The following is a 25,421-nucleotide window of genomic DNA, read 5'->3' on the forward strand; positions in this document are numbered from 1 at the left end:
ATGAAAAAGCCCGGCGCCGCCGGGCTTTTGCTTGGAGCGTGCCGGATCAGCCGACGTGCTTGGCAAAGAAGGCCAGCACGCGTTCACGCGCCGGCTTCGCCGCCTCGGCGTTGTACGAGCCGCGCTGGTCGCAGTTGAAGCCGTGGTCGGCCTCGTAGACATGCACGTCCACTTCGGGGTGCGCCTTCTTGAAGGCCTCGATGGTGTCCAGCGGAATCCAGTGGTCGCGGTTGCCGAACTGCGCGAGCACCGGCACCTTCGGCTGGCGCGCGCTTTCTTCCGGCGTCGTCATGCCGCCGCCGTAGTACGGCGCGGCAGCGGCCAGGCCCGGCAGCAGGGCCGCGGCGCGCCAGACCAGCAGGCCGCCCCAGCAGTAGCCGACGATACCGACCTTGCCCGCCTTCGAGGCGTAGGCGATCGCGGCTTCGAGGTCCTGCAGCACGCCGGGCGCGGGCAGCGCCTCGACCGCGGTCTTGTAGCCGAAGCCGGTCTTCATGTCGTCGTCGCTGTAACCCAGCTCGACGCCGGGCTTGACGCGGTGGAAGGTCGACGGCGCCACGGCCAGGTAGCCGTCGGCCGCATAGCCGTCGGCCACCGAGCGGATGTGCGAGTTCACGCCGAAGATTTCCGGCACCACCACCACGGCGCCGCGCGGCGTGCCCGCGGGCTCGGCCACGTAGGCGGGAAAGGTGAAGCCGTCTTTGGCGGTGAGATCGATGAATTGGCCCATGGGGTCCTCCTGAAAACGATGGAATAAAAAACGGGTGGGCTTGCGCCTTACGCGCGCAACGCCCGCTCGACGAAATCGAGCCGGTCCTGGCCCCAGAAGATCTCGCCGTCGATCACGTAGCTCGGCGCACCGAACACCTGGATGTCGATCGCTTCCTGCGTGTAAGCCTCGTAACGCTCCTGCACCGCCTGGCTCTGCGATTGCTCGGCGCGCTTGGCCGGCAGGCCGCACTCCGCGACCAGGGCTTCGAGCAGGTTCGGGTCGCCGATGTTCCGCTCCTGCACCCACACGGCCGCGAACACCGCCGCGCTGATGCGCATCGCGGCCTCGGTGCCGTCGTGCAGGTCGACCGCGATGATCAGCCGCGCCGCATCGTCGCCGGCCACCGGAAAGAACTTCGGCTTCGGGTTCAGCGGCAGGCCCAGGTGCTTCGAGAAGCGCGCCAGCTCGAGCAGCCGGTAGGCCTGGCGCTGCGGCGCGCGCTTGCCCAGCGGCAGCCCGCCCGACACGGGGAACACGCTGCCCATGTCGATGGGCCGCACGCGCACGGTGGCGCCGGCCGCCGCGGCGATGGCGGCAAAGCGGGTATGCCCCAGATAGGTCCACGGACTCTGTGGCGCAAAGTAATAGTCGATCGTCTTGTGCATTCAATAACCTCCGTGCTTCGCACTGCGGTGCGAGCTGGCTTGGGGCGGCGCGGCGCTCACGCTGATGCGCGGGCCCTCGATGATGTAATCCAAGCGAACGGTTTTAACTGACACACAGTTTCTCTGCAGGAGGTGGGATTTGGACCAGGTGCTCTTGATCACCGGCGGTGGACGCGGCATTGGTGCCGCCACGGCCTTGCTCGCCGCGAAGCGCGGCTATGCCGTGGCCGTGAACTACGCCAGCAACTCGCTGGCCGCCGACGAGGTGGTGCGCACCATCCGCGCGGGCGGCGGCACCGCCATGGCGGTGCAGGCCGACGTGGGCGACGAGGCCCAGGTGCTCGCGATGTTCGCGAAGGTCGACGCCAAGCTGGGGCGCCTCACCGCGCTCGTGAACAACGCCGGCGTGGTCGACGTGCAGGCGCGCGTCGACGCCATGAGCGTGGCGCGCCTGGAGCGCATGTTCCGCATCAACGTGATCGGCAGCTTCGTCTGCGCGCGCGAGGCCGTGAAGCGCATGAGCACGAAGTACGGCGGTGCGGGCGGCGCCATCGTCAACATCTCCAGCGGCGCCGCGCGCCTGGGCTCGCCGGGCCAGTACGTCGACTACGCGGCCAGCAAGGCCGCCATCGACACCCTGACCATCGGCCTGGCCAAGGAAGTGGCCACCGAAGGCATCCGCGTGAACGCCGTGCGCCCCGGCCTGATCGACACCGAGATCCACGCCTCGGGCGGCATGCCCGACCGCGCCGCCGAACTCGCGCCCACCGTGCCGATGCAACGCACCGGCAGCCCCGAGGAAATCGCGGGCGCCATCTTGTGGCTGCTCTCGCCCGAGGCCAGCTACACCACCATGGCCCTGCTCGACGTAACCGGAGGACGCTGAGCCATGAGCACCTCCATGGATCTCATCAAGCCGCTGGTCACGCTGGTGGCCATCGTCAACCCGCTGGCCATCGTGCCCTTCTTCATCCACTACACGCAGGACTACTCCGACGCCCAGCGCAAGCGCACGGTGCGCATGTCGGCCTTCAGCGCGTTCGTGGTCATTGCCGTGAGCGCGCTCATCGGGCTGCAGCTGCTGTCCTTCTTCGGCATCTCGATCGCAAGCTTCCAGGTCGGCGGCGGCCTGCTGCTGCTCATGAGCTCGATCTCGATGCTCAACGCGCAACCGGCCGAGAGCAAGACCAACGTCGACGAGCTGCGCGCGGTGGAAGTGAAGGCGTCGATGGGCGCCTCCATCGCGGTGGTGCCGCTCACCATCCCGCTGCTCACCGGCCCGGCCGCGATCTCCACCGTGGTGATCTACGCCGACAAGGCGCGCCACCTGTGGGAGCTGGCCGTGCTGGTCGGCTATGGCGTGGTGGTGGCGCTGGCGACCGCGCTGGCCTTTTCGCTCGCGCAGCCGATCGCGCGGGTGCTCGGCAAGACCGGCATCAACATCATGACGCGGCTGATGGGCCTGATCCTCGCGGCGCTCGCCGTCGAGGTGATGGCCGACGGGCTCGGCAAGCTGTTCCCGATCCTGTCGAAAGTCGCCTGAACCGGTTCAGGCCAGCATCTTCTCGATGACCTTCCAGTGCGCCGGCTCCACCGGCGTGATGGACAGCCGGTTGCCTTTGCGCAGGATGACCAGATCGGCCAGCTCGGGCTTGGCGCGCAGCTCGGGCAACGCCAGCAGCCGGGTCTTGCGCACCGCCTGCACATCGACCAGCAACCAGCGCGGGTCTTCCTTCTTCGCGCCGGCGTCGTAGTACGGCGACTTCGGATCGAACTGCGTCGGATCGGGCTGGATGCCCGAGGCCACGCGCGCGATGCCGGCAATACCGGGCTCGGGGCAGCTCGAGTGATAGAACAGCACGCCGTCGCCGACCTTCATGCCATCGCGCATGAAGTTGCGTGCCTGGTAGTTGCGCACGCCGGTCCACGCCACGGTGGCATCGGGCGCGGCGAGGGCATCGTCGATCGAGACCTCGTCGGGCTCGGATTTCATCAACCAGTACTGGGGCATGGCGGCGGTCTCGCGAAGGGGATTTCGCGGAATATAGCCGCTCGCCCCAGTCCGGGGCGGCCTTCGTTTACGGCGTCACGTAATCGGAGACGACGACCCACTTGCCGTCCTTGATCTGCGACAGCCGCGACTGGTCGTTGCCCAGGCGCTTGGTGGCGGTGTAGGTGCTCTTCGGACTGCCGAACATGTCGGGCTCGAAGGTGATGCTGTCCATCGCCTTGATGAAGCTGTCGGTCGTCAGGTTCGGGCCGGCCTTGGTGGCGGCCTTGATGAACGAGTCGATGATCACGTAGCCGTACACCGAGAACACGGTCGGGTCTTCGTTGAACTTGGTCTTGTACTTGTTGGCCCAGAAGCGCAGCGGCTGCGACTGCTCGTCGGTGTAGGGGTTCTGCACCGTCATGGTGGCGTACACGCCGTCCATGGCCTTGCCGCCCAGCTTGTGGATCAGGTCGGTGTAGGCCGCGCTCGAACCCAGGAAGGTCGGGTTGAAGCCGGTCTTGCGCGACTCGCCCACCGTGCCGATGGTCTCGCGGATGATGGTGCCGAGCACCACGAGGTCGCAGTTGGCGGCCTTCATCTTCGCGACCTGCGAGCTGAAGTCGGTGGCGCCGCGCTTGAACGAGGTCTTCTCGGCCAGCTCCATGCCCGCGGCCTTCAGGCCGGCCTCGGCGCCGCGCTGCACCTCGAGGCCGAACTCGTCGTCCTGGTAGATCGTGCAGACCTTCTTGGCGCCCTTGTCCTTGATCATCTTGGGCAGCGCCAGGCGGATCTGGTCGTAGTAGGTGGCCGCGAACGAATACTTCAGCCGATTCAGCGGCTCGTACATTTCGCGCGCCGCCGTGATCGGCATGTAGTTGATGACGTTCTTGTCGAACTGCACCGGCATCGCCGCCATGTTCTGCGCCGTGCCGATGTGGCCGGCCATGATGAAGATCTTTTCCTGGTTGACCAGCTTCTGCGCCGCCAGCACCGCCTTCTTCGGGTCGTAGCCCGAGTCTTCGACGAAGAGCTTGAGCTTGCGGCCGTTGAGCGTGCCCTGCTCGTTGAGTTCGTCCACGCGCAGCTGCATGCCGTTGCGCGCCTGCTTGCCGAAGCCCGCCAGCGGACCCGACAGGTCCTGGATGGTGCCGATGCGGATCTCGTCCTTGGTCACGCCCTGCTGCGCCGACGCGAGCGTCGCGATCAGGCCCAGCACAGCCAGCGTCGTCAATGTCTTGAGCTTCGTCATAGCGTTGTCTCCTCGGGTTGGCAAAAAAGAGGTCAGCGGTACATGGCGTCGATGCGCTGCGCGTACTTGGTCTGCACCAGCTTGCGCTTGAGCTTCATCGTGGGCGTGAGCTCCTCGTCCTCGGCGCTGAGCTGCGTCTCGAGCAGGAAGAACTTCTTGATCTGCTCGACGCGCGCGAACTTGGCGTTGACGCGATCGATCTCGCCCTGGATCAGGTCCTGCACTTCCTGCGTGCGTGTCAGGCTCTCGTAGTTGCTGAACGGCACGTCGTGGTCCTGCGCGAATTTCTCGACGTTCTCCTGGTCGATCATGACGATCACCGTGAGGTAGGGCCTCTTGTCGCCGATCACCACGGCATCGGTGATGTAGAGGCTGAACTTGAGCTCGTTCTCCAGCTCGCTCGGGGTCACGTTCTTGCCGCCTGCCGTGATGATGATGTCTTTCATCCGGTCGGTGATGCGGAAATACCCGTCCTCGTCCATCACGCCCACGTCGCCCGTGTGCAGCCAGCCGTCGGCGTCGATGGTCTCTGCCGTCTTCTCCGGCAGATTCAAATAGCCCATGAAGACATTGGGGCCGCGCACCAGGATCTCGCTGGTGGCCGGATCGATGCGCACCTCGTTGTAGCCGGTGGCCGGCCCGATGGAGCCGGGCTTGATGCGCGTGACGGGCACGGCCGTGGAGGCGCCGCACGACTCCGTCATGCCCCACACCTCGAGCATGGGCACGCCCAGCGCGAGGTACCACTTGACCAGCTCGGGCGAAATGGGCGCCGCGCCGGTCACGAGAAAGCGCGCGCGGTGGATGCCGATGAGCTTGCGCGCGTTGTCCAGCGCCAGCAGCCGCGCGAGCCGGAACTTCAGGCGCAGCCCCGTGCCGATCTCCTGGCCCGCGAGCACCTTGTTGGCGATGGTCTCGCCCACGCCGATGCTCCAGTGGTAGGCGGCCTGCTGCAGCGGGCTGGCCTCCTTCAGCGCGATCATCACGCCCGAGTAGAACTTCTCCCACACGCGAGGCACGCCCGTGAACACCGTGGGCGCGATCTCGCGCACGTTCTCGGGCACCGTCTCGGGGTTCTCGACGAAGTTGAGGATCGAGCCCGTGTACATCGCGAAGTACTCGCCGCCCATGCGCTCGGCGATGTGGCACAGCGGCAGGAAGCACATGCGCTCGTCCTTCTCGTCCTGCGCGATGAGCGTGTTGTAGCCGCGCGCGGTGTACACCAGCCCCGCGTGGCTGTGCATCGCGCCCTTGGGCTTGCCGGTGGTGCCCGAGGTGTAGACCAGAATCGCCAGGTCTTCGGGCCGGCAGGCCGCCACGCTGCGCTCCACCGCCTGCGGGTCGCCCGCCAGGTGCGTGCGGCCGAGGGCGCGCAGCGCATCGAGGCTCATCACGCCCGGGTCGTCGAGCTCGCGCAGGCCTTCCATGTCGAACACGACCACGCGGCGCAGGCCGGGCAGGCGGGCGCGCACCTCGAGCGCCTTGTCGAGCTGCTCGTCGTCTTCCACGAAGAGCACCGTGGTGCGCGAGTCTTCGCACAGGTACTGCACCTGCGAGGCGGCGTCGGTCGGGTAGATGCCGTTGGACACACCGCCGCAGCTGAGCACGGCCAGGTCGGCCAACACCCATTCGATGACGGTGTTCGAAAGAATGGACGCGCACTCGCCGCGCGTGAAGCCGATGGCCTGCAGGCCGGCCGCGATCTCGCGCACGGCCTCGGCCGTCTGGCGCCAGCTCCAGCTGCGCCAGATGCCCAGCTCTTTTTGCCGCATCCAGATGTTGTCGCCGCGCTGGCGCACGGCGTTCCAGAACATGGCCGACAGCGTCTCGCCGGGCACGAGGATGTCGTGGCCGGGTTCGATGGTTCGCAGATCCCAGAGTCCTTGCATGGCGACGGCTACCTCCAGGTCTTCTTCTTTTTCCAGCGCCGCTCGCCGCGCACGCCGTCGTCCTTGACACCGAGGTAGAACTCCTTGATGTCGTCCTTCTCGCGCAGGCGTTCGCACGAGTCTTCCATCACGATGCGCCCGTTCTCCAGCACGTAGCCGTGGTCGGCGGCGTTGAGCGCCATGTTCGCGTTCTGCTCCACCAGCAGGATGGTGGTGCCGCGCTCGCGGTTGATGCGCACCACGATCTCGAAGATCTCCTTGGTGAGCTTGGGGCTCAGGCCCAAGCTCGGTTCGTCCAGAAGAATGAGGTGCGGCGCCGCCATGATGGCGCGCGAGATGGCCAGCATCTGCTGCTGCCCACCCGAGAGCAGGCCGGCGTCCTGCGTGGCGCGTTCGCGCAGGATCGGGAAATAGGTGAAGACGGTCTCGATGTCCCGCGCCACGCCGTCGCGGTCCTTGCGCGTGTAGGCGCCCATCAGCAGGTTGTCCTTCACCGACAGCAGCGGGAACACCTCGCGCCCTTCGGGCACGTGGCTCAACCCCTGCTGCACGATGAAGGCCGGGTCTTTCGCCGTGATGTCCTGCCCCTGGAACTCGATGCTGCCCTTGCGCGGATCGATGATCCCCGAGATGGTCTTGAGGATCGTCGTCTTGCCTGCCCCGTTGGAGCCGAGCACTGTCGCGATCTCGCCCTTGCGCACCTTCAGGCTCACGCCGCGGATGGCCTTGATGGGGCCATAGGCGCTTTCGACGTTGAGCAGTTGAAGCACGACGTCGCTCATGCCGCTGCTCCCTGATTCAAGGCGAAACATGCAGAGCCATCACGCCACCACCAAGCCCGGTGTGCGGTGCGGCGTGGGCGCCCCCTCTGTGCCGCCGAGGAGCGCAGCGTTTCGCGGATCAGGGCTCGCAGCTGTTTGAGCGAAGCGAGTTCTGCGAGACCCCGCGAAACGCGAGCACCGCAGGGCAGCCGCGCAGCGGCCGGCGCAGTGGGGGCGACCGCGCCGTGCCGCGCACCGGGCGTCTCCAAAGGGGTAGCGAACACAGTGCTCATGCCACAACCCTCCGAAGGCTGCTCACGTCATCCACAGTCCCAAGGTAAGCCTCGATCACCCGCGGATCGGCTTGCACCTCGCGAGGCGACCCCGTAGCCAGCACCTCCCCTTGGTTCATCGCCAGCACCCGATCCGACACCTTGGAAACCAGCGACATGTCATGCTCGACCATCAACACCGACACCCCCAGCTCATGCTGAATGTCCTGAATCCAGAACGCCATGTCCGCCGTCTCCTCGACATTGAGCCCCGAAGAAGGCTCGTCGAGAAGCAGCAGCTTGGGCTCGGTGCACAGCGCGCGCGCCAGCTCCACCACCTTGCGCACGCCGTAGGGCAGCCCCGCCACCATCGAGTCCCGGTAGTGCTGCAGGTCGAGCAGGTCGATCACCTGCTCCGCCTTCTCGCGCGCCGCGATCTCGGCGCGGCGCGTGGCCGGCGTGAAGAACACCTCGCTCCAGAACCCCGTCTGCCGGTGCGTGTGACGCCCGATCAGCAGGTTGTGCAGCACCGTCGCATGCTCGAACAGCTCGATGTTCTGGAAGGTGCGCGCAATGCCCAGCGCGGCAATGGCGTGCGGCGCCTGCTGCGTGAGCGCGATCGCCCCACCCGCCTCGCCGTGCCAGGTGATCTCGCCCGTGGTCGGCGTGTAGATGCGGCTGATCAGGTTGAACACCGTCGTCTTGCCCGCGCCGTTCGGCCCGATCAGCGTGAACACCTCGCCGCGCCGCACGTCGAAGCTCACCTTGTTGACCGCCAGCACGCCGCCGAAGCGCACGCTCAGGTCCTTGGCCGACAAAAGAATGTCGTTGCTCATCTCAGCCGATCCGATTTGGTGAACGACTTCTGCCGCTTGAACAGCCCCTTGCGGTAGAACGGGAAGAGCTGCAGCCAGGTGCGGATCTTGAGCCAGCGCCCGTACAGCCCCAGCGGTTCGAACAGCACGAAAGCGATCAGCACCAGGCCGTACACCAGCCCCTGCAGGCCAGGCGCCTGGCCGACGACGGCCGGCAGCCAGTCCTTGCCCATCGAGATCAGCTGCGGCATCGCGATGAGAAAGATCGCGCCGAGGAACGCGCCGTGCACCGAGCCCAGCCCGCCGATCACCACCATCAGCAGCAGGTCGATCGACTGCAGGATGTTGAACTGGTCCGGCGAGATGAAGCTCAGCTTGTGCGCGTACAGCGCACCGCCCAAGCCCGCGAGCGCGGCCGAGATCGCGAACGACATCGTCTTGTAGCGCGCCAGGTGGATGCCCATGCTCTGCGCCGAAATCTCCGAATCGCGGATGGCCACGAAGGCGCGCCCCGTCGGCGAGCGCAGCAGGTTCAGGATGCCCAGCGTGGACACCACCGCGACCACCAGGCACAGAAAGTAGAAGCCTTCGCCCGAGCCCAGCGACCAGCCGAACAGCTGCGGCGACTTCACATGCAGGCCCGCGTTGCCGCCCGTCACGCTTTCCCAGCGCGCGAACACCTCCTCGACGATGAAGCCGAACGACAGCGTCGCGATGCCCAGGTAGATGCCCTTCACGCGCAGCGCCGGCATCGCCACCACCACGCCCACCACCGCCGACAGCGCCGCCGACGCGAGCAGCGCGAGCGGGAACGGCACGCCCATGTTCGTCAGCACGCCCTGCGTGTACGCGCCCGTTCCGAGAAACGCCGCGTGCCCGATGGAGAACTGTCCCGTGAAGCCCGCCAGCAGCATCAGCCCCAGGCCGACGATGCCGTAGATCAGCACGAAGGTCAGCTGCGCGAGCCAGTACTCGTCGATGACCCACGGCGCGACAAGCAGGAAGGCCACGAGCAGGCTGTACCAGAGCACGTGGCCGCCGTGCCGCGCGAGGCGGATGTCCTGGTCGTAGCTGGTCTTGAAGATGAAGCGCATGGGATGTTCAGACCTTCTTGCGCAGCTTCTCGCCGAACAATCCGTTCGGCTTGATCATGAGCATCAGCAGCACCACGATGTACGGCGCCGTGTCCTTGAAACCGTCGGGCAGGTAAAAGCCCGCGAACGACTCGACGATGCCGATCACCAGCCCGCCGACGATCGCGCCCGGCAGGCTGCCGAAGCCCCCCACCACCGCCGCCGGAAAAGCCTTCAGGCCGATGAAGCCCATGTTGGCGTGCACGAAGGTGATCGGCGCCAGCAACATGCCGGCGATGGCCGCCACGGCGGCGGCGAGCCCCCACACCAGCCCGTTGAGCCGCTTCACCGGAATGCCCATGTAGTAGGCCGCGAGCTGGTTCTGCGACGAGGCCTGCATCGCGATGCCCAGTTTGCTGTAACGGAACATCGCGAACAGCAGGCCGCACAGGATGGCGGTCGCAATGATGATCACGAGCTGCTCGAGGTTCACCACCAGCTCGCCGAGCTTCCAGATCTGGTCCTTGTAGGGCACGGCCAGCGTGTGGGTGTCGGTGCCGATGCCCGGCACCATGGTGATCAGGCCGCGCGCCACATACGCGATGCCGATGGTCAGCATCACGATCGAGAACTGCGGCTGCCCGAGGATCGGGCGGATCACCACCAGCTCGAGCAGCACGCCGAAGGCCGCCATGGCCACCACGGCCAGCAGCGCCGCAAGCCAGAACGGCATGCCGAACAGCGACATGCCCGCGAAGGCACCGAACGCGCCCAGCATCATCAGGTCGCCCTGCGCGAAGCTCACCGTTTCGGTGGCCTTGTAGATCAGCACGAAGCCCAGCGCGATGAGGCCGTAGATGCAACCTTGTGCAATGCCCGACAGCAGGAGTTGGAGGATCTGCATGCGATGCCGTCCCGCCTGCGCCTACTGCCGGAACCCGCCGGCCGCATCGTGCAGCGCGAGGCGGCGCGAGCCCGCCACGATGTCGCTGGGCTTGAGCCCGTAGACCTGGCGGATCGAATGGCTGAAGTGCGTGGAGTCGGGGTAGCCGGTGTCCAGCGCGATGTCGGTCAGCGTGCCGCTCTGGTGCACGTAGCGCAGCAGGCTGCGCGCGCGCTTCCAGGCCCGGAAGCCGCGAAAGGCCATGCCCGTCTCCTGCTTGAACAGGTGCAGGAAGCGCGAGAACGAGAGGTGCACCGAGGCCGCGCAGTCTTCCGCCGAGGCGGGCGCGGCCGGGTCGGCCACGAGCATGTCGACCACCTTGCGGATGCGCGCGTCGAGCGGGCGCGGCACGAGCGGGCCGTCGAAGAACAGCGCGTCGAAATCGAAACCGTCGAAGTCGATGCCGCGCGCCGAGGACGCCAGCAGGTGGGCATGGACCTCGCGCATGCGCTGCACGAAGGCCGGCGCATCGACCGGGCCGCAGTGCTGCAGGAAGGCCGGCATGCGCGCGGGATCGACCGACTCCGATTCGATCAGCAGGTTGAAGATCAGCGGGCAGGCGCTCTCGACCTGGTGCGGCACGTGCGGCGGCACCACGATGAACTCGCCGCTCTGCCAGGCCCCGCCGCCGATGCGGATGCGGTTGGGCGGCGCACCGGCGGGCGACACGTACACGCCGTGCCCGCCCATGGCGCGCTCGGCGGCGGCGCCGAGCAGCCCGGCGTAGAAGACGCGCTGCGGCGTGAGCCACATGAGGCGTTCGCCCTGCCGTGCATCGCCGCCCGAAGGCGTCGACGTCCTGGTTCGCTGCATGGTGTCTGTCTCCTGCATCGGTCGACGACGTCCGACCGGGGGGTGGCGCCGCGTTCGCTGGATCGTAGCGGCGGGGGCCTTGCGCGCGGCATCCATTTGCGCGGGGACTTTCCCTAGGCCGGCGCGAACGCGCGGCGCAGTTCCGCCGCGCACAGCGCCACGGCGGTGTGGGCCTCGTCGAGCACCTTGCCCATGGTGATGAAGCCATGGATCTGGCGCTCGAAGCACACGTAGTTCGCGCGGTTGCCGGCGGCCGTGAGCGCCTCGGCATACGCCGCGCCTTCGTCGCGCAGCGGGTCGTAGCCGGCCGTGAGCACGAGCGCCGGCGGCAGGCCCGCCAGGTCGGTGTGCAGCAGCGGCGAGGCGCGCCAGTCGAGGTCGTGCTTCGCGTCGGTGATGTAGTGGTCGTGGAAGTAGGTCATCGTGTCGCGCGTGAGCAGGTAGCCCTGCCCGTTCGCCTGGTGCGACGGATGGCCGCGGCGCATGTCGGTGGCCGGGTAGATCAGGAGCTGGAACACGATCGGCAGGTCGCCCGCATCGCGCGCGGCGATCGACGCCACGGCCGCGAGGTTGCCGCCCGCGCTGTCGCCGCCCACCGCGAGGCGGCTCGCATCGAGCCCCAGCGCGGCGGCTTCGCGGCGCACCCAGCGGGTGGCGGCGAGCACGTCGTCCACGGCGGTGGGAAAGCGGTGCTCGGGGCCCATGCGGTAGTCGACCGCGACCACCGCGCAGCCCGCGCCGTTGGCCAGCTCGCGGCACAGCACGTCGTGCGTGTCGAGGTCGCCGATGACCCAGCCGCCGCCGTGGTAGTACACGAGCACCGGCAGCGGGCCCGGGCCTGCGCCGAGCGGCTTGTACAGCCGCACCGCAATGGTGCCGTGCGGTCCGTCGGCGGCGAGGTCGCGCACCTCGGCGACCTCGGCCGGCAGCGGCTGCGTGGCGGTGCGGCGCTCGCGGTAGTAGGCCCGCGCGTCGGCGGGCGACAGGGTGTGGGTCGGCGGAATGCCGCGCGCTTCGATGAAATCCAGCAAGGCGCGCGCCTGGGGATGCAGCATGGTGTCTCCGGTGAATCGAACGGAGCGCTCAGTGTGGAGGGCGGGGCGCCTGCGGGCTATCCGCATGCACCCGCACCCGACCGGCGTCCTGGCGACAAGACCCGCACCATGCCCGCACCGCTGCGGGGTCGCTTGCGAAAACTGGCTACCGGGGCCCGGCTCGCGGGTTCACCCGGAGAACCCCACCGCTCAGAGCGTGCGCGGCTTCACGCGCGAGGCGGCTTCCTTGGCGAGCTTGCGGGCCGTGTCGGTGTCGGCCGCATGCACCAGCGCCACGCCCATGCGGCGCTTGACGAAGCTCTCGGGCTTGCCGAACAGGCGGATGTCGCTGCCGGGCACCTGCAGCGCCTCGGCCACCCCGTCGAAGGCGATGCCGGTGGCGTCCACGCCGCCGTAGATCACGGCGCTGGCGCCCGGGCTCTTGAGCGAGGTGTCGACCGGCAGGCCGAGGATGGCGCGCGCGTGCAGCTCGAACTCGTTCTGCCACTGCGTGGCCATGGTGACCATGCCGGTGTCGTGCGGACGCGGGCTGACCTCGCTGAACCAGACCTCGTCGCCCTTCACGAACAGCTCCACGCCGAACAGGCCCTGGCCGCCCAGGTCGGCCGTGACGGCCTGCGCGATCTGCTGGGCCTTCTGCAATGCGGCCGGCGCCATGGGGTGCGGCTGCCAGCTTTCCACGTAGTCGCCGCTGACCTGCACGTGGCCGATGGGGTCGCAGAACTTGGTTTCGACAGCGCCCGCCGCGTCTTTCGCGCGCACGGTCAGCAGCGTGATCTCGTAGTCGAAGTCGATGAAGCCCTCGACGATCACGCGGCCATGGCTCACGCGGCCGCCGGCCATGGCGTAGTCCCAGGCCTTCTGCACGTCGGCGGGGCCGTCGATCTTGCTCTGGCCCTTGCCGGAGCTGCTCATCACGGGCTTGACGATGCAGGGGTACCCAATGCCGCCGTCGATGGCGGCCTGCAGCTCGGCCAGCGAGTCGCAGAACTTGTAGGGGCTGGTCGGCACGCCCAGCGTCTCGGCGGCCAGGCGGCGGATGCCTTCGCGGTCCATCGTGAGGCGGGCGGCGCGGGCCGTGGGAATGACGCGCACCACGCCCGCGTCTTCCAGCTGCTGCAGCATGGGCGTGGCGATGGCCTCGATCTCGGGCACCACCAGCGTGGGCTTCTCGGCCTCGATGAGCGCCTTGAGCTGCTCGGGGTCGCTCATGGTGATGGTGCGCGCATGGTGGGCCACCTGCTGGCCGGGGGCGTTCTCGTAGCGGTCGACGGCGATGGTCTCGACGCCCAGGCGCTGCAGGGCGATCAGCACCTCCTTGCCGAGCTCGCCGGAGCCGAGCAGCATCACGCGGGTGGCGGAAGGGGACAGGGGGGTGCCGAGGGTGGTCATGCGAGGGCTCGAAAAAATGGGGTTGAAAACAATCGCAGCACTGTAAGCCACCCCGGGCCGGTGTCGCCCACGGGAACGGCGGCCCCTCCGGGCTGATTCACAATTGCCGACATTGCGCGACGGCGGCCCCGCGCCCGCCCTCGCCTGCGTTTTCTTTTTTGTTTCAAGGAGCATTTTTCATGACGATTCAGACTGTGGGCATCATCGGCGCCGGCACCATGGGCAACGGCATTGCCCAGGCCTGCGCGGTGTCGGGCGTCAACGTGGTGATGATCGACGTGGCCCAGGCCGCCGTCGACAAGGGCATCGCCACCATCTCGGGCAGCCTCGACCGCCTCATCAAGAAGGAAAAGCTCACGGCCGAGCAGAAGGCCGCCGCGCTGGCGCTGGTCAAGGGCTCGACCGACTACAACGACCTGAAGGGCGCGCAGCTGGTCATCGAGGCCGCCACCGAGAACCACGCGCTCAAGCTCAAGATCCTCAAGCAGGTGGACGAGCTGGTGGGCCCCGAGGTGATCATCGCGTCGAACACCTCGTCGATCTCGATCACGCAGCTGGCCGCCGCCACCTCGCGCGCCGACCGCTTCATCGGCATGCACTTCTTCAACCCGGTGCCGATGATGGCGCTGGTGGAGCTGATCCGCGGCTACCTCACGAGCGACGCCACGCACGACGCCGTGAAGGCGCTGGCCGAGAAGCTGGGCAAGTCGCCCATCACGGTGAAGAACGCGCCGGGCTTCGTGGTCAACCGCATCCTGGTGCCGATGATCAACGAGGCCTTCTTCGTGCTGGCCGAGGGCCTGGCCACGGCCGAGGACATCGACGCCGGCATGAAGCTGGGCTGCAACCAGCCCATCGGCCCGCTGGCGCTGGCCGACATGATCGGCCTGGACGTGTGCCTGGCCGTGATGGAGGTGTACCTGGAGCAGTTCGGCGATTCCAAGTACCGCCCCTGCCCGCTGCTCAAGGAAATGGTCGCCGCCGGCCAGCTGGGTCGCAAGACCGGCCGCGGCGTCTACACCTACTGATCCGCAGCACCACGACGACAACAACAAGGAGACAAAGACCGATGACTGCGACCCCCACCACCCCGCCCGCCGAAGGCTGCATCGACACGCAGGTGCTCGACCACGTGCTGCTGATCGGCATCAACCGCCCCGCCAAGCGCAACGGCTGGACGCCGCCGATGTTCAGGCAGCTGGCCGAGGCCTACACGCGGCTGGACGACGACCCCAGCCTGCGCGTGGGCGTGCTGCATGCGTTCGGCGACCACTTCACGGCGGGCCTGGACCTGCCGGCGGTCACCGAGTACATGAAGCGCGGCGAGAAGGCGATTCCGGCCGGGCTGGTGGAGCCGCACGACTTCGGTCTGGAGGGCTACCGCCGCCGCACCAAGCCGATGGTGGCGGCCGTGAAGGGCATCTGCTTCACGGTGGGCATCGAGCTGATGCTGGGCGCCGACATCGTGGTGGCGGCCGACAACTGTCGCTTCTCGCAGATGGAAGTGCAGCGCGGCATCATGGCCACGGGCGGCGCCACGCTGCGCATGGCCGAGCGCGCGGGGCTGGGCAACGCGATGCTGCACCTGCTCACGGCCGACGAGTTCAACAGCGCCGAGGCCTATCGCCTGAACTTCGTGCAGAAGGTGGTGCCGGCCGGCCAGGAGCTGGACGAGGCGCTGCAGATCGCGCAGCGCATCGCGGCCCAGGCGCCGCTGGCCGTGCAGGCCACGCGGCTCAACGTGCTCAAGGCGATCGAACACGGGCCGCTGGCGGCCGTGGCGGAATTCATCGAGACGCAGAAACGCCTGTCGAACAGCGAGGACGCGGCCGAGGGCGTGCGCTCCTTCATCGAGCGCCGGCCTGCGCGTTTCAGCGGCCGCTGAGGCCGCTGTCGGTGCCCGTTCCCTTTCCGTCGTCCACTGGAGCCCGTTGCATGCCCTCTTCTTCGTCGTTTTTCTTCTTTCAACGCACGGCGCTGGCCGCCGCCTTCACCCTTCTTGCCGTGAACACCAGCCTCGCCCAGACCCCGCCGGCGCCCGCGCTGCCCGATCCCGCCGCCACCTCGGTCGAGGCGCTGGGCTGGATGCAGGGCTTTCCGCCGCCGCCCGACAAGCAGATCACCTTCGACAACCCGGTGGGCGGCGTGTACCCGCGCATCCGCTGGAGCTTCTCGCACGTGCGCGAGACGGTGCCCACGGCCAACGTGTGGCGCGGCCCCGGCGCCGCCAGCCCGCTGCCGGCGGCCACGCCGCGCATCGACATCGAGGCCGTGCGCTTCCAGCCCCTGGGCGGCGGCGAGGCGCAGACCTTCGGCCAGATGATCGCGCGCACCTACACCGACGGCATCCTGGTGCTGCACCGCGGCCAGGTGGTCTACGAGAAGTACTTCGGCGCGCTCACGCCCGAGCGGCCGCACCTGGCGATGTCGGTCACCAAGTCCTTCGTGGGCACGCTGGCGGCCATCCTCGCGCAGGAAGGCACGCTCGACCCGTCGGCGCCGGTCACCAAGTACCTGCCCGAGCTCAAGGACACGGCCTACGGCGACGCCACCGTGCGCCAGGTGATGGACATGACCATCGGCGTGCGCTACTCCGAGAACTACGCCGACCCGAAGGCCGAGGTCTGGGATTACGCGCGCGCCGGCGGCATGCTCACGCAGGGCGCCAACTACGCGGGCCCGAAGTCGTTCTACGAGTTCCTGGTCACGCTCAAGAAGGAAGGCACGCACGGCGACGCCTTTGCCTACAAGACGGTCAACGCCGAGGTGCTGGCCTGGATCGTGCGCCGCGCGTCCAACCGCTCGCTGGCCGACCTGCTGAGCGAGAAGATCTGGCGCCGCATCGGCGCCGAGCAGGACGCGTACTTCATGGTCGACCGCATCGGCACCGAGTCGGGCGGCGGCGGCCTGAACACCGTGCTGCGCGACATCGCGCGCTTCGGCGAGACGCTGCGCAACGGCGGTCGCGCGCCCAACGGGCAGCAGGCGATCGCCAAGGCGGTGGTCGACGACATCCAGCGCGGCGCCGATCCGGCGAAGTTCGCGAAGGCGGGCTACGCGCTGCTGCCGGGCTGGAGCTACCGGAACATGTGGTGGGTCTCGCACAACCCGCACGGCGCATACATGGCGCGCGGCATCCACGGCCAGAGCATCTACGTCGACCCGAAGGCCGAGATGGTGATCGTGCGCTACGCCGCGCACCCGATCGCCGCCAACGCGGGCAACGACCCGCTCACCCTGCCCGCCTTCCAGGCCATGGGCGAGGCGCTGATGAAGCCCTGAGGCTCACTCAGCCGGCGCGCTGCTTCGCGATGACGAGCAGGCCGTCCATGATCAGGCTCTCGACCAGCTCGAAGTGGCCGTTCATGGCGGGCGCCATCTTCCAGCCCGCGCCGCCGGTCATGAAGCAGGCCGGCTCGGCGCCGCAGTGCGAGCGCACGTGCTGCACCATGCGCTCGACCGCACCGGCGATTGCGTAGGTGCCGCCGCTGGTCAGCGCGTCGCTGGTGTTGGTGGGAAATTCGCGCACCTCGCCGGTGGGCACGTGCAGGCCCGCCGTGCCCGATTCGAGCGCGCGCAGCATGATGCCGTGGCCCGGCAGGATCAGGCCGCCCAGGAACTTGCCGCTGGCATCGATCGCCTCCACGGTGACGGCCGTGCCGATCAGCACCACCACCATCGGCCGCTCGGGCCCCTGCGACAGCATGCGGTGGCGCGCGCCGATCATCGCCACGAAGCGGTCGGCGCCCAGCCGTGTCGGATGGTCGTAGCCGTTGACGATGCCGGCCTCGCCCGCGCTCGACACCACCCAGCGCGGGGCGCAGTCGAAGCGTTCGGTGATCTGCTCTTCGGCGCGCCGCCGCAAGGTGTCGCCGGCCACGACGCAACCCAGCATGGAACCGGGCGCGGGCAGCTCGGCCCAGGGGCCATCGGCCAGGCGTTCGATGTGGTCGAGAAATTCGGCACCATGGGCCTGCAGTGCCGCACCGGGGAAGGCCCCCTCGTAAAGCGCCCACTTGAGCCGGGTGTTGCCGATGTCGATGGCGAGGAAGGGGGAAGACATGCGCGCGATTATTGCGACTTTGTTGTTATTCCTGCTGGCGCCTCTTTGACAGTCGCGGCATGGGCCTACGCGGAGCGTCCCGGTTCGGCCGCTACATTCGCCTTTTCCATCCACCACGGCACAAGGAGAACACCATGGGATTGCTCAGCTTCATCAAGGAAGCCGGTGAAAAACTGTTCGGCGGTTCGTCGGCCCAGGCGGCCACGCCCGATGCGAACACGGCAGCCGCCGCGGCCATCAAGACCTACATCGAGACCCAGAACCTCGGCCTCACCGGACTGGAAGTGACCTACACCGCCAGCAGCGGCGTCGTCACCCTCGCGGGCCAGGCGCCCTCGCAGGAAGCCAGCGAGAAAGCCGCGCTCGCCGCGGGCAACGTGGCCAACGTGACGAGCGTGGACAACAACCTCGTCGCCCCGGCCGCACCGCCCGCGCAGTACCACGACGTGGTGCGCGGCGACACGCTCTCGGCCATCTCGAAGAAGTACTACGGCGACGCCAACAAGTACAACGTGATCTTCGAGGCGAACAAGCCGATGCTGTCGCACCCCGACAAGATCTATCCGGGACAGAAGCTGCGCATCCCGGCACTCTGACCCCCGCAACGGCGCCTCGCTAGGCGCCGTTGTGCCGCCAGGCCCCTGGCGACACGCCGTACTCGCGCTTGAACGCGCGATTGAAAGCGGCTTCCGATTCGTAGCCCACACCTTCGGCGATGCGCGCCAGGTTGCCCTGGTCCTTGCGCAGCATGCCGGCGGCCAGGATCATGCGCCAGCGCGCCAGGTAGTGCATGGGCGGCGCGCCCACCAGTTCGGTGAAGCGGTCCGCCAGCACGCTGCGCGAGATGTGGGTTTCGTGTGCCAGTGCGTCGACCGTCCAGTTGCGCGCGGGCTCGGCGTGCATCAGCGCCAGGCAGCGGCTCACGTGGGGGTCGCGCAGGCCCGCCAGCCAGCCCGGGTTGTTGGCGGGCATGGATTCGATGTAGCCGCGCAGCACTTGGGTGAACAGCACTTCCGCCACCTTCGCGGCCACCATCTCCGAGCCCGGTGTGTGCGAGACCGCGTCCCCCAACACGAAGTGGACCGACTGCTCGATCCACGGGCCCGCCGGCCTGCTGCGCAAGGGCGTGGCGAACAGGCGCGGGATGTTCGCCATGACGGGGTTGGGCGCGTCGCCTTCGTACGCGAACCAGCTGCACACCAGCAAGGTGCGATCGCCCTGGCCGCCGTAGCGCACGCGCGCCAGTTCGGGCGCTCGCGGGCTCACCACATGCGACATGTCCACCGCCGCATGCTGCAGGCCGCTGCCCAGCACATGCGAGTCGCCATGCGGCACGGCGATCACGTCGCCGGCGCCGGCGCGCACCGGTGGCTCGCCCTCGACCTGGGCCCAGCATTCGCCTTGCAGCACGAGGTGGCAGATGGCCAGGCGCTGTGCGCCGGGCCTGAGCAGTTGCGCGATGTCCGCGCCCCTGGGTACCTTGAAACACCAGGGTGCATGCATGTCCCCGTTCAGGAACAGCGCGCCCTCCAGGCGGATGGTCCGCAGCACGTCCGACAAGACATCCATGGTCACCTCCCGGCAAGCGAGGGCGGGGTTTCGGTCAACAAGTCCGGCGAGGCGGGCAATACGGGGCGGCTTCGCGTCGGCACCATAGGACCTGGTCACCTTCGACCGATTCTAGACAGGAGTACCGCCATGCCCAAGTTCGTCATCGAGCGAGACATCCCCGGCGCCGGCCAGTTCACCGCGGCGGACCTGAAAGCCATCTCGCAAAAATCCTGCGGCGTGCTCAGCAGCATGGGCACCGACATCCAGTGGATCCACAGCTACGTGACCGGCGACCGGGTCTACTGCGTCTACCAGGCCACCGACGAGGCCCTCGTGCGCCGGCACGCGGAGCTCGGCGGCTTCCCGGCCAACCGCGTGGACCGGGTGTACAGCGTGATCGACCCGGCCACGGCCGAGTGAGGCGCGCAGCGCGGTCTAGTTCTGGCGCCAGGGCAGCCCGCGCCGGCGCCAGCCGCCGGTCAGGCCGCGGTGCCCGTGCTCGTCCGGGTTGCCCTCGAAGCCTTCGAGGATGTTGTAGGCCTGCACGCCCAGTTCGGTCGCGCGCTTGGCCGCGGCAATCGAGCGCACGCCGCTGCGGCACAGCAGCACCAGCTTCTTGCCGCCTTCTGCGGCGGCGCGCACGCCGTCGTCGAAGGCCGGGTTCAGCGCCATGCCCGGCCACTGCTTCCAGGCCAGCGGCACGGCGCCGGGCACGTAGCCGACCCACTCGCGCTCGGCGTCGGTGCGCACGTCGACCAGCACGGCCTCGCCGCTGGCCATCCACTGCGCCGCCTGCTCGGGCGTCACGTCGCCGGCGTAACCTTTTTCTCCAACGGGTTCACTCATGGTTGCTTTCTCTCTCGAATTTCTAGGGTAAGCCCGGAGCCTTGGAGGGCCGGGGGCCGTCGATCTGCACGCCGGATGATGGAATTTTTCACCGGTTCGTGAAAACCCTGTTTGTCACAAGGTGTGGCGCGCCAAAGATGGCGGTCGCGGCCAGTCGAAACCATAACGCCAAGACGACGGCCTGGGTGTTCCGATCAGAGAACTGGATGGAGAGAGACACATGACAGACAGCAAATCGCCCCGCCGTCGCAGCCTTCTCAAAGGCGCGGCAGTGGCCGCAGGCGCCATGTCCGCGCCGATGGTCAGCATGGCCCAAACCACGTCGCTGCGTTTCCAGAGCACCTGGCCGGCCAAGGACATCTTCCACGAGTACGCCAACGACTTCGCCAAGAAGGTGAACGACATGGCCGGCGGGCGCCTGAAGATCGAGGTGCTGCCCTCGGGCGCCGTCGTGCCCGCCTTCCAGCTGCTCGAAGCGGTGAACAAGGGCACGCTCGACGGCGGCCACGGCGTGGTGGCCTACCACTACGGCAAGAATTCGGCGCTGGCGCTGTGGGGGTCGGGCCCCGGCTTCGGCATGGACGCCAACACCGTGCTGGCCTGGCACAACTACGGCGGCGGCAAGGCGCTGCTCGACGAGATCTACAAGAGCCTGAACATGGAAGTGGTGTCGTACCTGTACGGCCCCATGCCCACGCAGCCGCTGGGCTGGTTCAAGAAGCCGGTGGCCAAGGTCGAGGACATGAAGGGCCTGAAGTTCCGCACCGTGGGCCTGGCCGTGGACATGTTCACCGAGATGGGTACCGCGGTGAACCCGCTGCCCGGCGGCGAGATCGTGCCCGCGCTGGACCGCGGCCTGATCGACGCGGCCGAGTTCAACAACGCCTCGAGCGACCGCGTGCTCGGCTTTCCCGACGTGGTGAAGAACTGCATGCTGCAGAGCTTTCACCAGTCGGGCGAGCAGTTCGAGGTGCTGTTCAACAAGGGCAAGTACAGCGCCATGCCGCAGGAGCTGCGTTCCATCATCGACTACGCCGTGCAGGCCGCCAGTGCCGATATGAGCTGGAAGGCGGTGCAGCGCAACTCGCAGGACTACGCCGACATGAAGAAGGCCGGCATCAAGTTCTACAAGACGCCCGACGCCGTGCTGCGCGCGCAGCTCGCGGCCTGGGACAAGACGGTGGAAAAGAAGTCCGGCGAGAACCCGCTCTTCAAGAAGGTGCTCGACTCGCAGCGCCTGTTCGCCGAGCGCGCGCTGCAGTGGCAGAACGACTATGGCGTCGACTTCAAGATGGCCTACAACCACTACTTCGGCAAGAAGAAAAGCTAACCCCCAGTCTTCGCGCACTTCGTGTCGCGCGCGCCAACCCCCTTTCAGGGGGCAACACCTGTGGCCCGGCAAAGCCGGTTCCACGGTGTTTCTGGAATGGGCCCTGCCCATCACAACATGACCATCCAACGCTTCCTCCACGCCGTCGACCGGTTCAGCATGGTCGTGGGCAAGACCTTCTCGTGGCTCATCGTCGCGCTGATGCTGCTGGTGTGCGGCGAGGTGTTCAAGCGCTATGCGCTGAACGCGCCCACGGCCTGGATCTTCGATGCCAACAACATGCTGTACGGCACGCTGTTCATGATGGGCGGGGCCTACACGCTCTCGCAGGCCGGCCATGTGCGCGGCGATTTCTTCTACGGCAGCATGAAGCCGCGCACGCAGGCGGCGCTCGACCTCGTGCTGTTCGCCCTCTTCTTCCTGCCCGGCGTGGTGGCGCTCACCTGGTCGGGCTGGACCTACTTCGGTGAATCGCTCGCGATGCACGAACAGACCTTCAACGCCGATCCCATTCCGGTGTATCCCTTCAAGTTCGTGATCCCCGTGGCCGGCGCGGTGCTGCTGCTGCAGGGCATCGCCGAGATGGTGCGCTGCGCGCTGTGCCTGAAGACCGGCGTGTGGACGCCGCGCCTGAAAGATGCCGAAGAAATGGACGTGGTCGGCGAACAGCTCGCCGGCAGCAGCTACGTGAACGAGGCCGACAAGCGCGAGGTGATCGAGAAGGCCCACGCCATCGAACAGGCCGCGCAGCAGCGCAAGAGCGACACGGGCAACGGGGGTGCGGCATGAGCGAACCCGCACTCGGCCTGCTGATGCTGGGCCTGATCGTCTTCGTGATCATGCTCGGCTTTCCCACGGCGTTCACGCTGATGGGGCTGGGCATGTTCTTCGGCTTCATCGCCTTCTACGACCCCGCCTCGCCCTGGCTCGACAACAAGGTCTTCGACCTGATGGTGCAGCGCGCCTTCGGCGCCATGACCAACGAGACGCTGCTGTCCATCCCGCTCTTCGTGCTCATGGGCTACGTGATGGAACGCGGCGCGCTGGTCGACAAGATGTTCCACAGCGTGCAGCTCGCATTCCGACGCGTGCCGGGCTCGTTGGCGGTGACCACGCTCATCGTGTGCACCTTCTGGGGCATCGCGAGCGGCCTGGTCGGCGCGGTGGTGGTGCTGATGGGCGTGATCGCGATGCGCCCCATGCTCAACGCAGGCTACGACACGCGCCTGGCAGCCGGCGTGATCACGGCCGGCGGCACGCTGGGCATTCTCATTCCGCCCTCGGTGATGATCATCGTGTACGCGGCCGTGGCCGGGCAGTCGGTGGTCAAGCTCTATGCGGCGGCGATGTTCCCGGGCTTCTTCCTGGCGTTCCTCTATCTGATCTACGTGATCGGCTGGGCCATGCTGCAACCGAAGGTGGCGCCCAAGCTGCCGATCGACCAGCAGCGCGCGCCGATCTCGTCGTGGGTCGCCCACATCGCGGCCAGCTACTCGCCACGCATGCTGCCCGCGCTCGCCGCGGCCGTGGTGTCGCCGGGGCGTGCCTTGCGCGGCGCGATCGAGGGCGTGCGCCTCACCTGGTGGATGCTGCTGCGCGGCCTGCTGAGCGCGCTGGTGCCGCTGGCACTGGCGGCCGTCACGCTGGGCTCGGTGTGGTGGTACGTGACCATCTACTCGCAGAAGGACAACAACGCCACGGCCCCGGTGGCCACGCAGCAGGCGACGCAGAAGACCGGCGAACCCGCCGCCGCCGCGCCGGCCGTGTCCGAGCCTTCCGGCACCGGCCTGGCCGAGCCGCCGAGCACCGACGAACCCGCGAACACCACCGAAAGCAGCGGCCTGCAGGAGCCGCCCGGCGGCGTCGAGGAACCTCCGGGCAGCGAGCCGGCCGCAGCCCCTGCCAGTGAAGGTGGCCTGCAGCAGCTGGGCGACGCGGTCGAGGCACCCAAGACCGCCGCGGTGCCCGAGGCCTTCTACACCGGCTTCTGGGTGGCCTGCCTCTTCACGCTCGCGCTGCTGGGCTGGTACTACTGGCGCATGGACGCCGAGCAGTTCGAAATCCTGCGCATGCTGGTGTCATCGGTGATGCCGCTGGCCACGCTCACGCTGGTGGTGCTGGGCGTGATCCTGTTCGGCATCACCACCGCCACCGAGTCGGCGGCGGTCGGCGCGGCCGGCGCCTTCCTGATGGCGTGGCAGGCCGGTACGCTGAACTTCAAGAAGATCAAGGAGGCGGTGTTCCTCACGCTCAAGACCACCTCGATGGTCTGCTGGCTCTTCGTGGGCTCGGCGCTGTTCTCGGCGGTGTTCGCGCTGCTGGGCGGCCAGCGCATCGTCGAGGAGTGGGTGCTGAGCATGAACCTGTCGCCGCTGCAGTTCCTGCTGCTGTCGCAAGCGATCATCTTCGTGCTGGGCTGGCCGCTGGAGTGGACCGAGATCATCGTGATCTTCGTGCCCATCTTCCTGCCGCTGCTGGCGCACTTCCAGATCGATCCGCTGCTGTTCGGCGTGCTGGTGTTCGTGAACCTGCAGGCGGCGTTCCTGTCGCCGCCTGTGGCGATGTCGGCCTTCTATCTGAAGGGGGTGTCACCGCCGCACGTGACGATCAACCAGATCTTCGCGGGGATGATGCCGTACATGCTGATCGTCATCCTGTGCATGGTGTTCATGTACATCTGGCCGGGGCTGACGCTGTGGCTGCCGCAGTACCTGTACGGCTGAGTTCAGGCTGAGGCCGGGCGCCGCGCGAAGCGGCGGCGCTCGAGCAGCTCGAACAGGCCCATGCCCAGCAGCATGGCGCCCACAAAGACCAACGCCTTCACCTCGCCCGTGCCCAGCGAGACCAGCGCGGGCCCGGGGCAGAAGCCCGCGATGCCCCAGCCGACGCCGAACAGCAGGCTGCCGCCGACCAGGCGGCGGTCGATGTGGCGCAGGCTGGGCAGCGCGAGCGGCCCGCCGAGCAGCGAAGCCTTGCGACGGCCCGCGAGCAGGAAGCCGACGGTGCTCACCGCCACTGCGCCAGCCATCACGAAGGCGAGCGACGGGTCCCAGGCCCCGCCCACGTCAAGAAAGCCCAGCACCTTGGCCGGATTGGCCATGCCGGAGACGATGAGGCCGAGCCCGAAGACAAGGCCGGCGAGCAAGGAAGCAATGGCGGTCCACATGGCAGGTCTCCCGGTTCAGAAGTTCAACAAGTGGCGCACCGCGAACACCGTGGCGAACCCCGCGACCATGAACGCCAGCGTGGCGACCAGCGAACGCGGCGAGCGCCGCGCCAGCCCGCACACGCCGTGGCCGCTGGTGCAGCCCGCGCCGTAGCGCGTGCCCACGCCCACCAGCAGACCGGCGATTGCGAGCGTGCCGTAGCCCGCGTCGATCTGCGCCGCAGGCAGCACGGCGAACAGCCCATACACGAGCGGCGCGCCGACCAGCCCGAGCACGAAGGCCGCGCGCCAGGCCACGTCGCCTTTCGCGGGGCGCAGCAGGCCGCCCAGCACGCCACTGATGCCGGCGATGCGCCCGTTGAGCAGCACGAACATCGCGGCGGCCAGGCCGATGAGCACGCCGCCGGCCAGCGCGGCCCATGGCGTGAAGTGGGGCCAGTCGATGGTGGGCATCTTCAGTTCTCCTTCGGGCAGTAGAGGCGGTACAGCACCGCCAGGATCTCGAGCAGGGCCGGGTCGGCCACGCGGTAGTAGATGTTCTTGCCCTCGCGGCGGGTGTCCACCACGCCTTCGGTGCGCAGCACCGACAGCTGCTGCGACAGCGTGGGCTGGCGGATGCCCAGCGTGCTTTCGAGGTCGCTCACGCACATCTCGCCCTGCGAGAGCTGGCACAGCAGCAGCAGCCGGGCCTCGTGGGCCAGCAGCTTGAGCACGGCGACGGCCTGGCCGGCAGCGCTGCGCAGCCGTTCGGGGTCGATGGCGGGGGTCGAGGTCTTCATGGGGAAATGACAGTTCGCGAAATAACATTATATGAATTCATATAATATTTGTCG

At 67.8% G+C, this 25,421-nt stretch carries 28 protein-coding genes; 10 read left to right on the forward strand and 18 right to left on the reverse strand.

Translation table 11 applies throughout. The features are described from left to right. Positions 1-46: 46 nt before the first annotated feature. Positions 47-730 carry a dienelactone hydrolase family protein gene (locus AC07Q9_RS29455; protein WP_159274734.1) on the reverse strand — a complete coding sequence of 228 codons (684 nt, stop codon included), beginning with the start codon at positions 728-730 and terminating at the stop codon, positions 47-49. Positions 731-777: 47 nt separating this feature from the next. Next, the gene (locus AC07Q9_RS29460; protein WP_139700430.1) at positions 778-1,377 is read right to left on the reverse strand and encodes a 2-hydroxychromene-2-carboxylate isomerase; all 600 of its coding nucleotides are present in this window, start codon (positions 1,375-1,377) and stop codon (positions 778-780) included. 139 nt (positions 1,378-1,516) lie between these two features. On the opposite strand from AC07Q9_RS29460, the gene AC07Q9_RS29465 reads away from it, so the two are divergent. Together AC07Q9_RS29465 and AC07Q9_RS29470 are read left to right on the forward strand one after the other, a co-directional pair. Next, the gene (locus AC07Q9_RS29465; protein ID WP_139700431.1) at positions 1,517-2,263 is read left to right on the forward strand and encodes an SDR family oxidoreductase; all 747 of its coding nucleotides are present in this window, start codon (positions 1,517-1,519) and stop codon (positions 2,261-2,263) included. Between the two features lie 3 nt (positions 2,264-2,266). Continuing rightward, positions 2,267-2,920 (forward strand): MarC family protein, encoded by a 654-nt coding sequence (locus tag AC07Q9_RS29470; RefSeq protein ID WP_489061063.1) that lies wholly within the window; start codon positions 2,267-2,269, stop codon positions 2,918-2,920. Positions 2,921-2,926: 6 nt separating this feature from the next. Here AC07Q9_RS29470 and AC07Q9_RS29475 read toward each other — a convergent pair whose 3' ends face one another. The 10 genes from AC07Q9_RS29475 to purT form a co-directional block, all read right to left on the reverse strand. Continuing rightward, the gene (locus tag AC07Q9_RS29475; protein WP_139700433.1) at positions 2,927-3,388 is read right to left on the reverse strand and encodes an EVE domain-containing protein; all 462 of its coding nucleotides are present in this window, start codon (positions 3,386-3,388) and stop codon (positions 2,927-2,929) included. A 67-nt stretch (positions 3,389-3,455) separates the two neighbouring features. After that, complete coding sequence (locus tag AC07Q9_RS29480) at positions 3,456-4,619, reverse strand: ABC transporter substrate-binding protein (protein WP_095950251.1); 1,164 nt, start codon at positions 4,617-4,619, stop codon at positions 3,456-3,458. A gap of 32 nt (positions 4,620-4,651) precedes the next feature. Beyond that, complete coding sequence (locus tag AC07Q9_RS29485; protein WP_095950252.1) at positions 4,652-6,508, reverse strand: AMP-dependent synthetase/ligase; 1,857 nt, start codon at positions 6,506-6,508, stop codon at positions 4,652-4,654. 8 nt (positions 6,509-6,516) lie between these two features. Next, positions 6,517-7,290, reverse strand: coding sequence for an ABC transporter ATP-binding protein (locus AC07Q9_RS29490; RefSeq protein WP_056576626.1), 774 nt, complete (start codon positions 7,288-7,290; stop codon positions 6,517-6,519). 268 nt (positions 7,291-7,558) lie between these two features. Further along, entirely contained in the window at positions 7,559-8,377 is an 819-nt protein-coding gene (locus tag AC07Q9_RS29495) for an ABC transporter ATP-binding protein (RefSeq protein WP_390348154.1), read from the reverse strand. Then, the gene (locus AC07Q9_RS29500) at positions 8,374-9,450 is read right to left on the reverse strand and encodes a branched-chain amino acid ABC transporter permease (protein WP_139700436.1); all 1,077 of its coding nucleotides are present in this window, start codon (positions 9,448-9,450) and stop codon (positions 8,374-8,376) included. Before AC07Q9_RS29500 ends, AC07Q9_RS29495 begins: the two co-directional genes overlap by 4 nt. A gap of 7 nt (positions 9,451-9,457) precedes the next feature. Beyond that, positions 9,458-10,333 (reverse strand): branched-chain amino acid ABC transporter permease, encoded by an 876-nt coding sequence (locus AC07Q9_RS29505; protein WP_153281760.1) that lies wholly within the window; start codon positions 10,331-10,333, stop codon positions 9,458-9,460. Between the two features lie 21 nt (positions 10,334-10,354). After that, positions 10,355-11,185 (reverse strand): helix-turn-helix domain-containing protein, encoded by an 831-nt coding sequence (locus tag AC07Q9_RS29510; protein ID WP_492683648.1) that lies wholly within the window; start codon positions 11,183-11,185, stop codon positions 10,355-10,357. Positions 11,186-11,298: 113 nt separating this feature from the next. Beyond that, a complete protein-coding gene (gene lipP1, locus AC07Q9_RS29515) occupies positions 11,299-12,240 on the reverse strand; it encodes a LipP1 family hormone-sensitive lipase (RefSeq protein ID WP_369630474.1) in 942 nt (313 codons plus the stop codon). Positions 12,241-12,429: 189 nt separating this feature from the next. Then, on the reverse strand, positions 12,430-13,632 hold the full coding sequence (gene purT / locus AC07Q9_RS29520) for a formate-dependent phosphoribosylglycinamide formyltransferase (protein WP_495312728.1): 1,203 nt from the start codon (positions 13,630-13,632) through the stop codon (positions 12,430-12,432). Positions 13,633-13,811: 179 nt separating this feature from the next. Here purT and AC07Q9_RS29525 point away from each other — a divergent pair, with 179 nt between their 5' ends. From AC07Q9_RS29525 to AC07Q9_RS29535, 3 genes are read left to right on the forward strand one after another with little or no spacing between them, the layout of a single operon-like run. Next, positions 13,812-14,660: a 3-hydroxybutyryl-CoA dehydrogenase gene (locus AC07Q9_RS29525; RefSeq protein ID WP_390348149.1), complete on the forward strand. Its 849-nt coding sequence runs from the start codon at positions 13,812-13,814 to the stop codon at positions 14,658-14,660. A gap of 41 nt (positions 14,661-14,701) precedes the next feature. Beyond that, the gene (locus AC07Q9_RS29530) at positions 14,702-15,517 is read left to right on the forward strand and encodes a crotonase/enoyl-CoA hydratase family protein (protein ID WP_495312729.1); all 816 of its coding nucleotides are present in this window, start codon (positions 14,702-14,704) and stop codon (positions 15,515-15,517) included. A gap of 50 nt (positions 15,518-15,567) precedes the next feature. Next, a complete protein-coding gene (locus AC07Q9_RS29535; RefSeq protein ID WP_495312730.1) occupies positions 15,568-16,914 on the forward strand; it encodes a serine hydrolase domain-containing protein in 1,347 nt (448 codons plus the stop codon). 7 nt (positions 16,915-16,921) lie between these two features. Here AC07Q9_RS29535 and AC07Q9_RS29540 read toward each other — a convergent pair whose 3' ends face one another. Then, positions 16,922-17,695, reverse strand: coding sequence for a type III pantothenate kinase (locus AC07Q9_RS29540; protein WP_489061071.1), 774 nt, complete (start codon positions 17,693-17,695; stop codon positions 16,922-16,924). Positions 17,696-17,829: 134 nt separating this feature from the next. Between AC07Q9_RS29540 and lysM the strand changes: the two genes are divergently transcribed. After that, entirely contained in the window at positions 17,830-18,291 is a 462-nt protein-coding gene (gene lysM / locus AC07Q9_RS29545) for a peptidoglycan-binding protein LysM (protein ID WP_139700443.1), read from the forward strand. A gap of 19 nt (positions 18,292-18,310) precedes the next feature. Here lysM and AC07Q9_RS29550 read toward each other — a convergent pair whose 3' ends face one another. Further along, positions 18,311-19,264, reverse strand: a complete 954-nt coding sequence (locus tag AC07Q9_RS29550) for an AraC family transcriptional regulator (protein WP_495312731.1) — start codon at positions 19,262-19,264, stop codon at positions 18,311-18,313. Between the two features lie 129 nt (positions 19,265-19,393). On the opposite strand from AC07Q9_RS29550, the gene AC07Q9_RS29555 reads away from it, so the two are divergent. Further along, positions 19,394-19,666 (forward strand): DUF4242 domain-containing protein, encoded by a 273-nt coding sequence (locus AC07Q9_RS29555; protein WP_489061074.1) that lies wholly within the window; start codon positions 19,394-19,396, stop codon positions 19,664-19,666. Positions 19,667-19,681: 15 nt separating this feature from the next. Here the strand turns inward: AC07Q9_RS29555 and AC07Q9_RS29560 are convergent, their stop codons facing one another. Beyond that, positions 19,682-20,092: a rhodanese-like domain-containing protein gene (locus tag AC07Q9_RS29560; RefSeq protein ID WP_495312732.1), complete on the reverse strand. Its 411-nt coding sequence runs from the start codon at positions 20,090-20,092 to the stop codon at positions 19,682-19,684. Positions 20,093-20,312: 220 nt separating this feature from the next. Here AC07Q9_RS29560 and AC07Q9_RS29565 point away from each other — a divergent pair, with 220 nt between their 5' ends. From AC07Q9_RS29565 to AC07Q9_RS29575, 3 genes are all read left to right on the forward strand, one after another. Next, positions 20,313-21,422 carry a TRAP transporter substrate-binding protein gene (locus AC07Q9_RS29565; RefSeq protein ID WP_495312733.1) on the forward strand — a complete coding sequence of 370 codons (1,110 nt, stop codon included), beginning with the start codon at positions 20,313-20,315 and terminating at the stop codon, positions 21,420-21,422. Between the two features lie 117 nt (positions 21,423-21,539). Further along, complete coding sequence (locus AC07Q9_RS29570) at positions 21,540-22,211, forward strand: TRAP transporter small permease subunit (protein WP_495303217.1); 672 nt, start codon at positions 21,540-21,542, stop codon at positions 22,209-22,211. Further along, entirely contained in the window at positions 22,208-24,145 is a 1,938-nt protein-coding gene (locus AC07Q9_RS29575) for a TRAP transporter large permease (RefSeq protein WP_495312734.1), read from the forward strand. The genes AC07Q9_RS29570 and AC07Q9_RS29575 overlap by 4 nt, the downstream gene beginning before the upstream one ends. Positions 24,146-24,147: 2 nt before the next feature. On the opposite strand, the gene AC07Q9_RS29580 is transcribed toward AC07Q9_RS29575, so the two are convergent. From AC07Q9_RS29580 to AC07Q9_RS29590, 3 genes are read right to left on the reverse strand one after another with little or no spacing between them, the layout of a single operon-like run. Next, on the reverse strand, positions 24,148-24,588 hold the full coding sequence (locus AC07Q9_RS29580; RefSeq protein ID WP_495312735.1) for a DUF6691 family protein: 441 nt from the start codon (positions 24,586-24,588) through the stop codon (positions 24,148-24,150). A gap of 15 nt (positions 24,589-24,603) precedes the next feature. After that, complete coding sequence (locus AC07Q9_RS29585) at positions 24,604-25,041, reverse strand: YeeE/YedE family protein (protein ID WP_495312736.1); 438 nt, start codon at positions 25,039-25,041, stop codon at positions 24,604-24,606. A gap of 2 nt (positions 25,042-25,043) precedes the next feature. Next, on the reverse strand, positions 25,044-25,367 hold the full coding sequence (locus AC07Q9_RS29590) for an ArsR/SmtB family transcription factor (RefSeq protein WP_492683655.1): 324 nt from the start codon (positions 25,365-25,367) through the stop codon (positions 25,044-25,046). Between the last annotated feature and the right edge of the window lie 54 nt (positions 25,368-25,421).

Source organism: Variovorax sp. GW821-FHT09A10, from assembly GCF_059418385.1.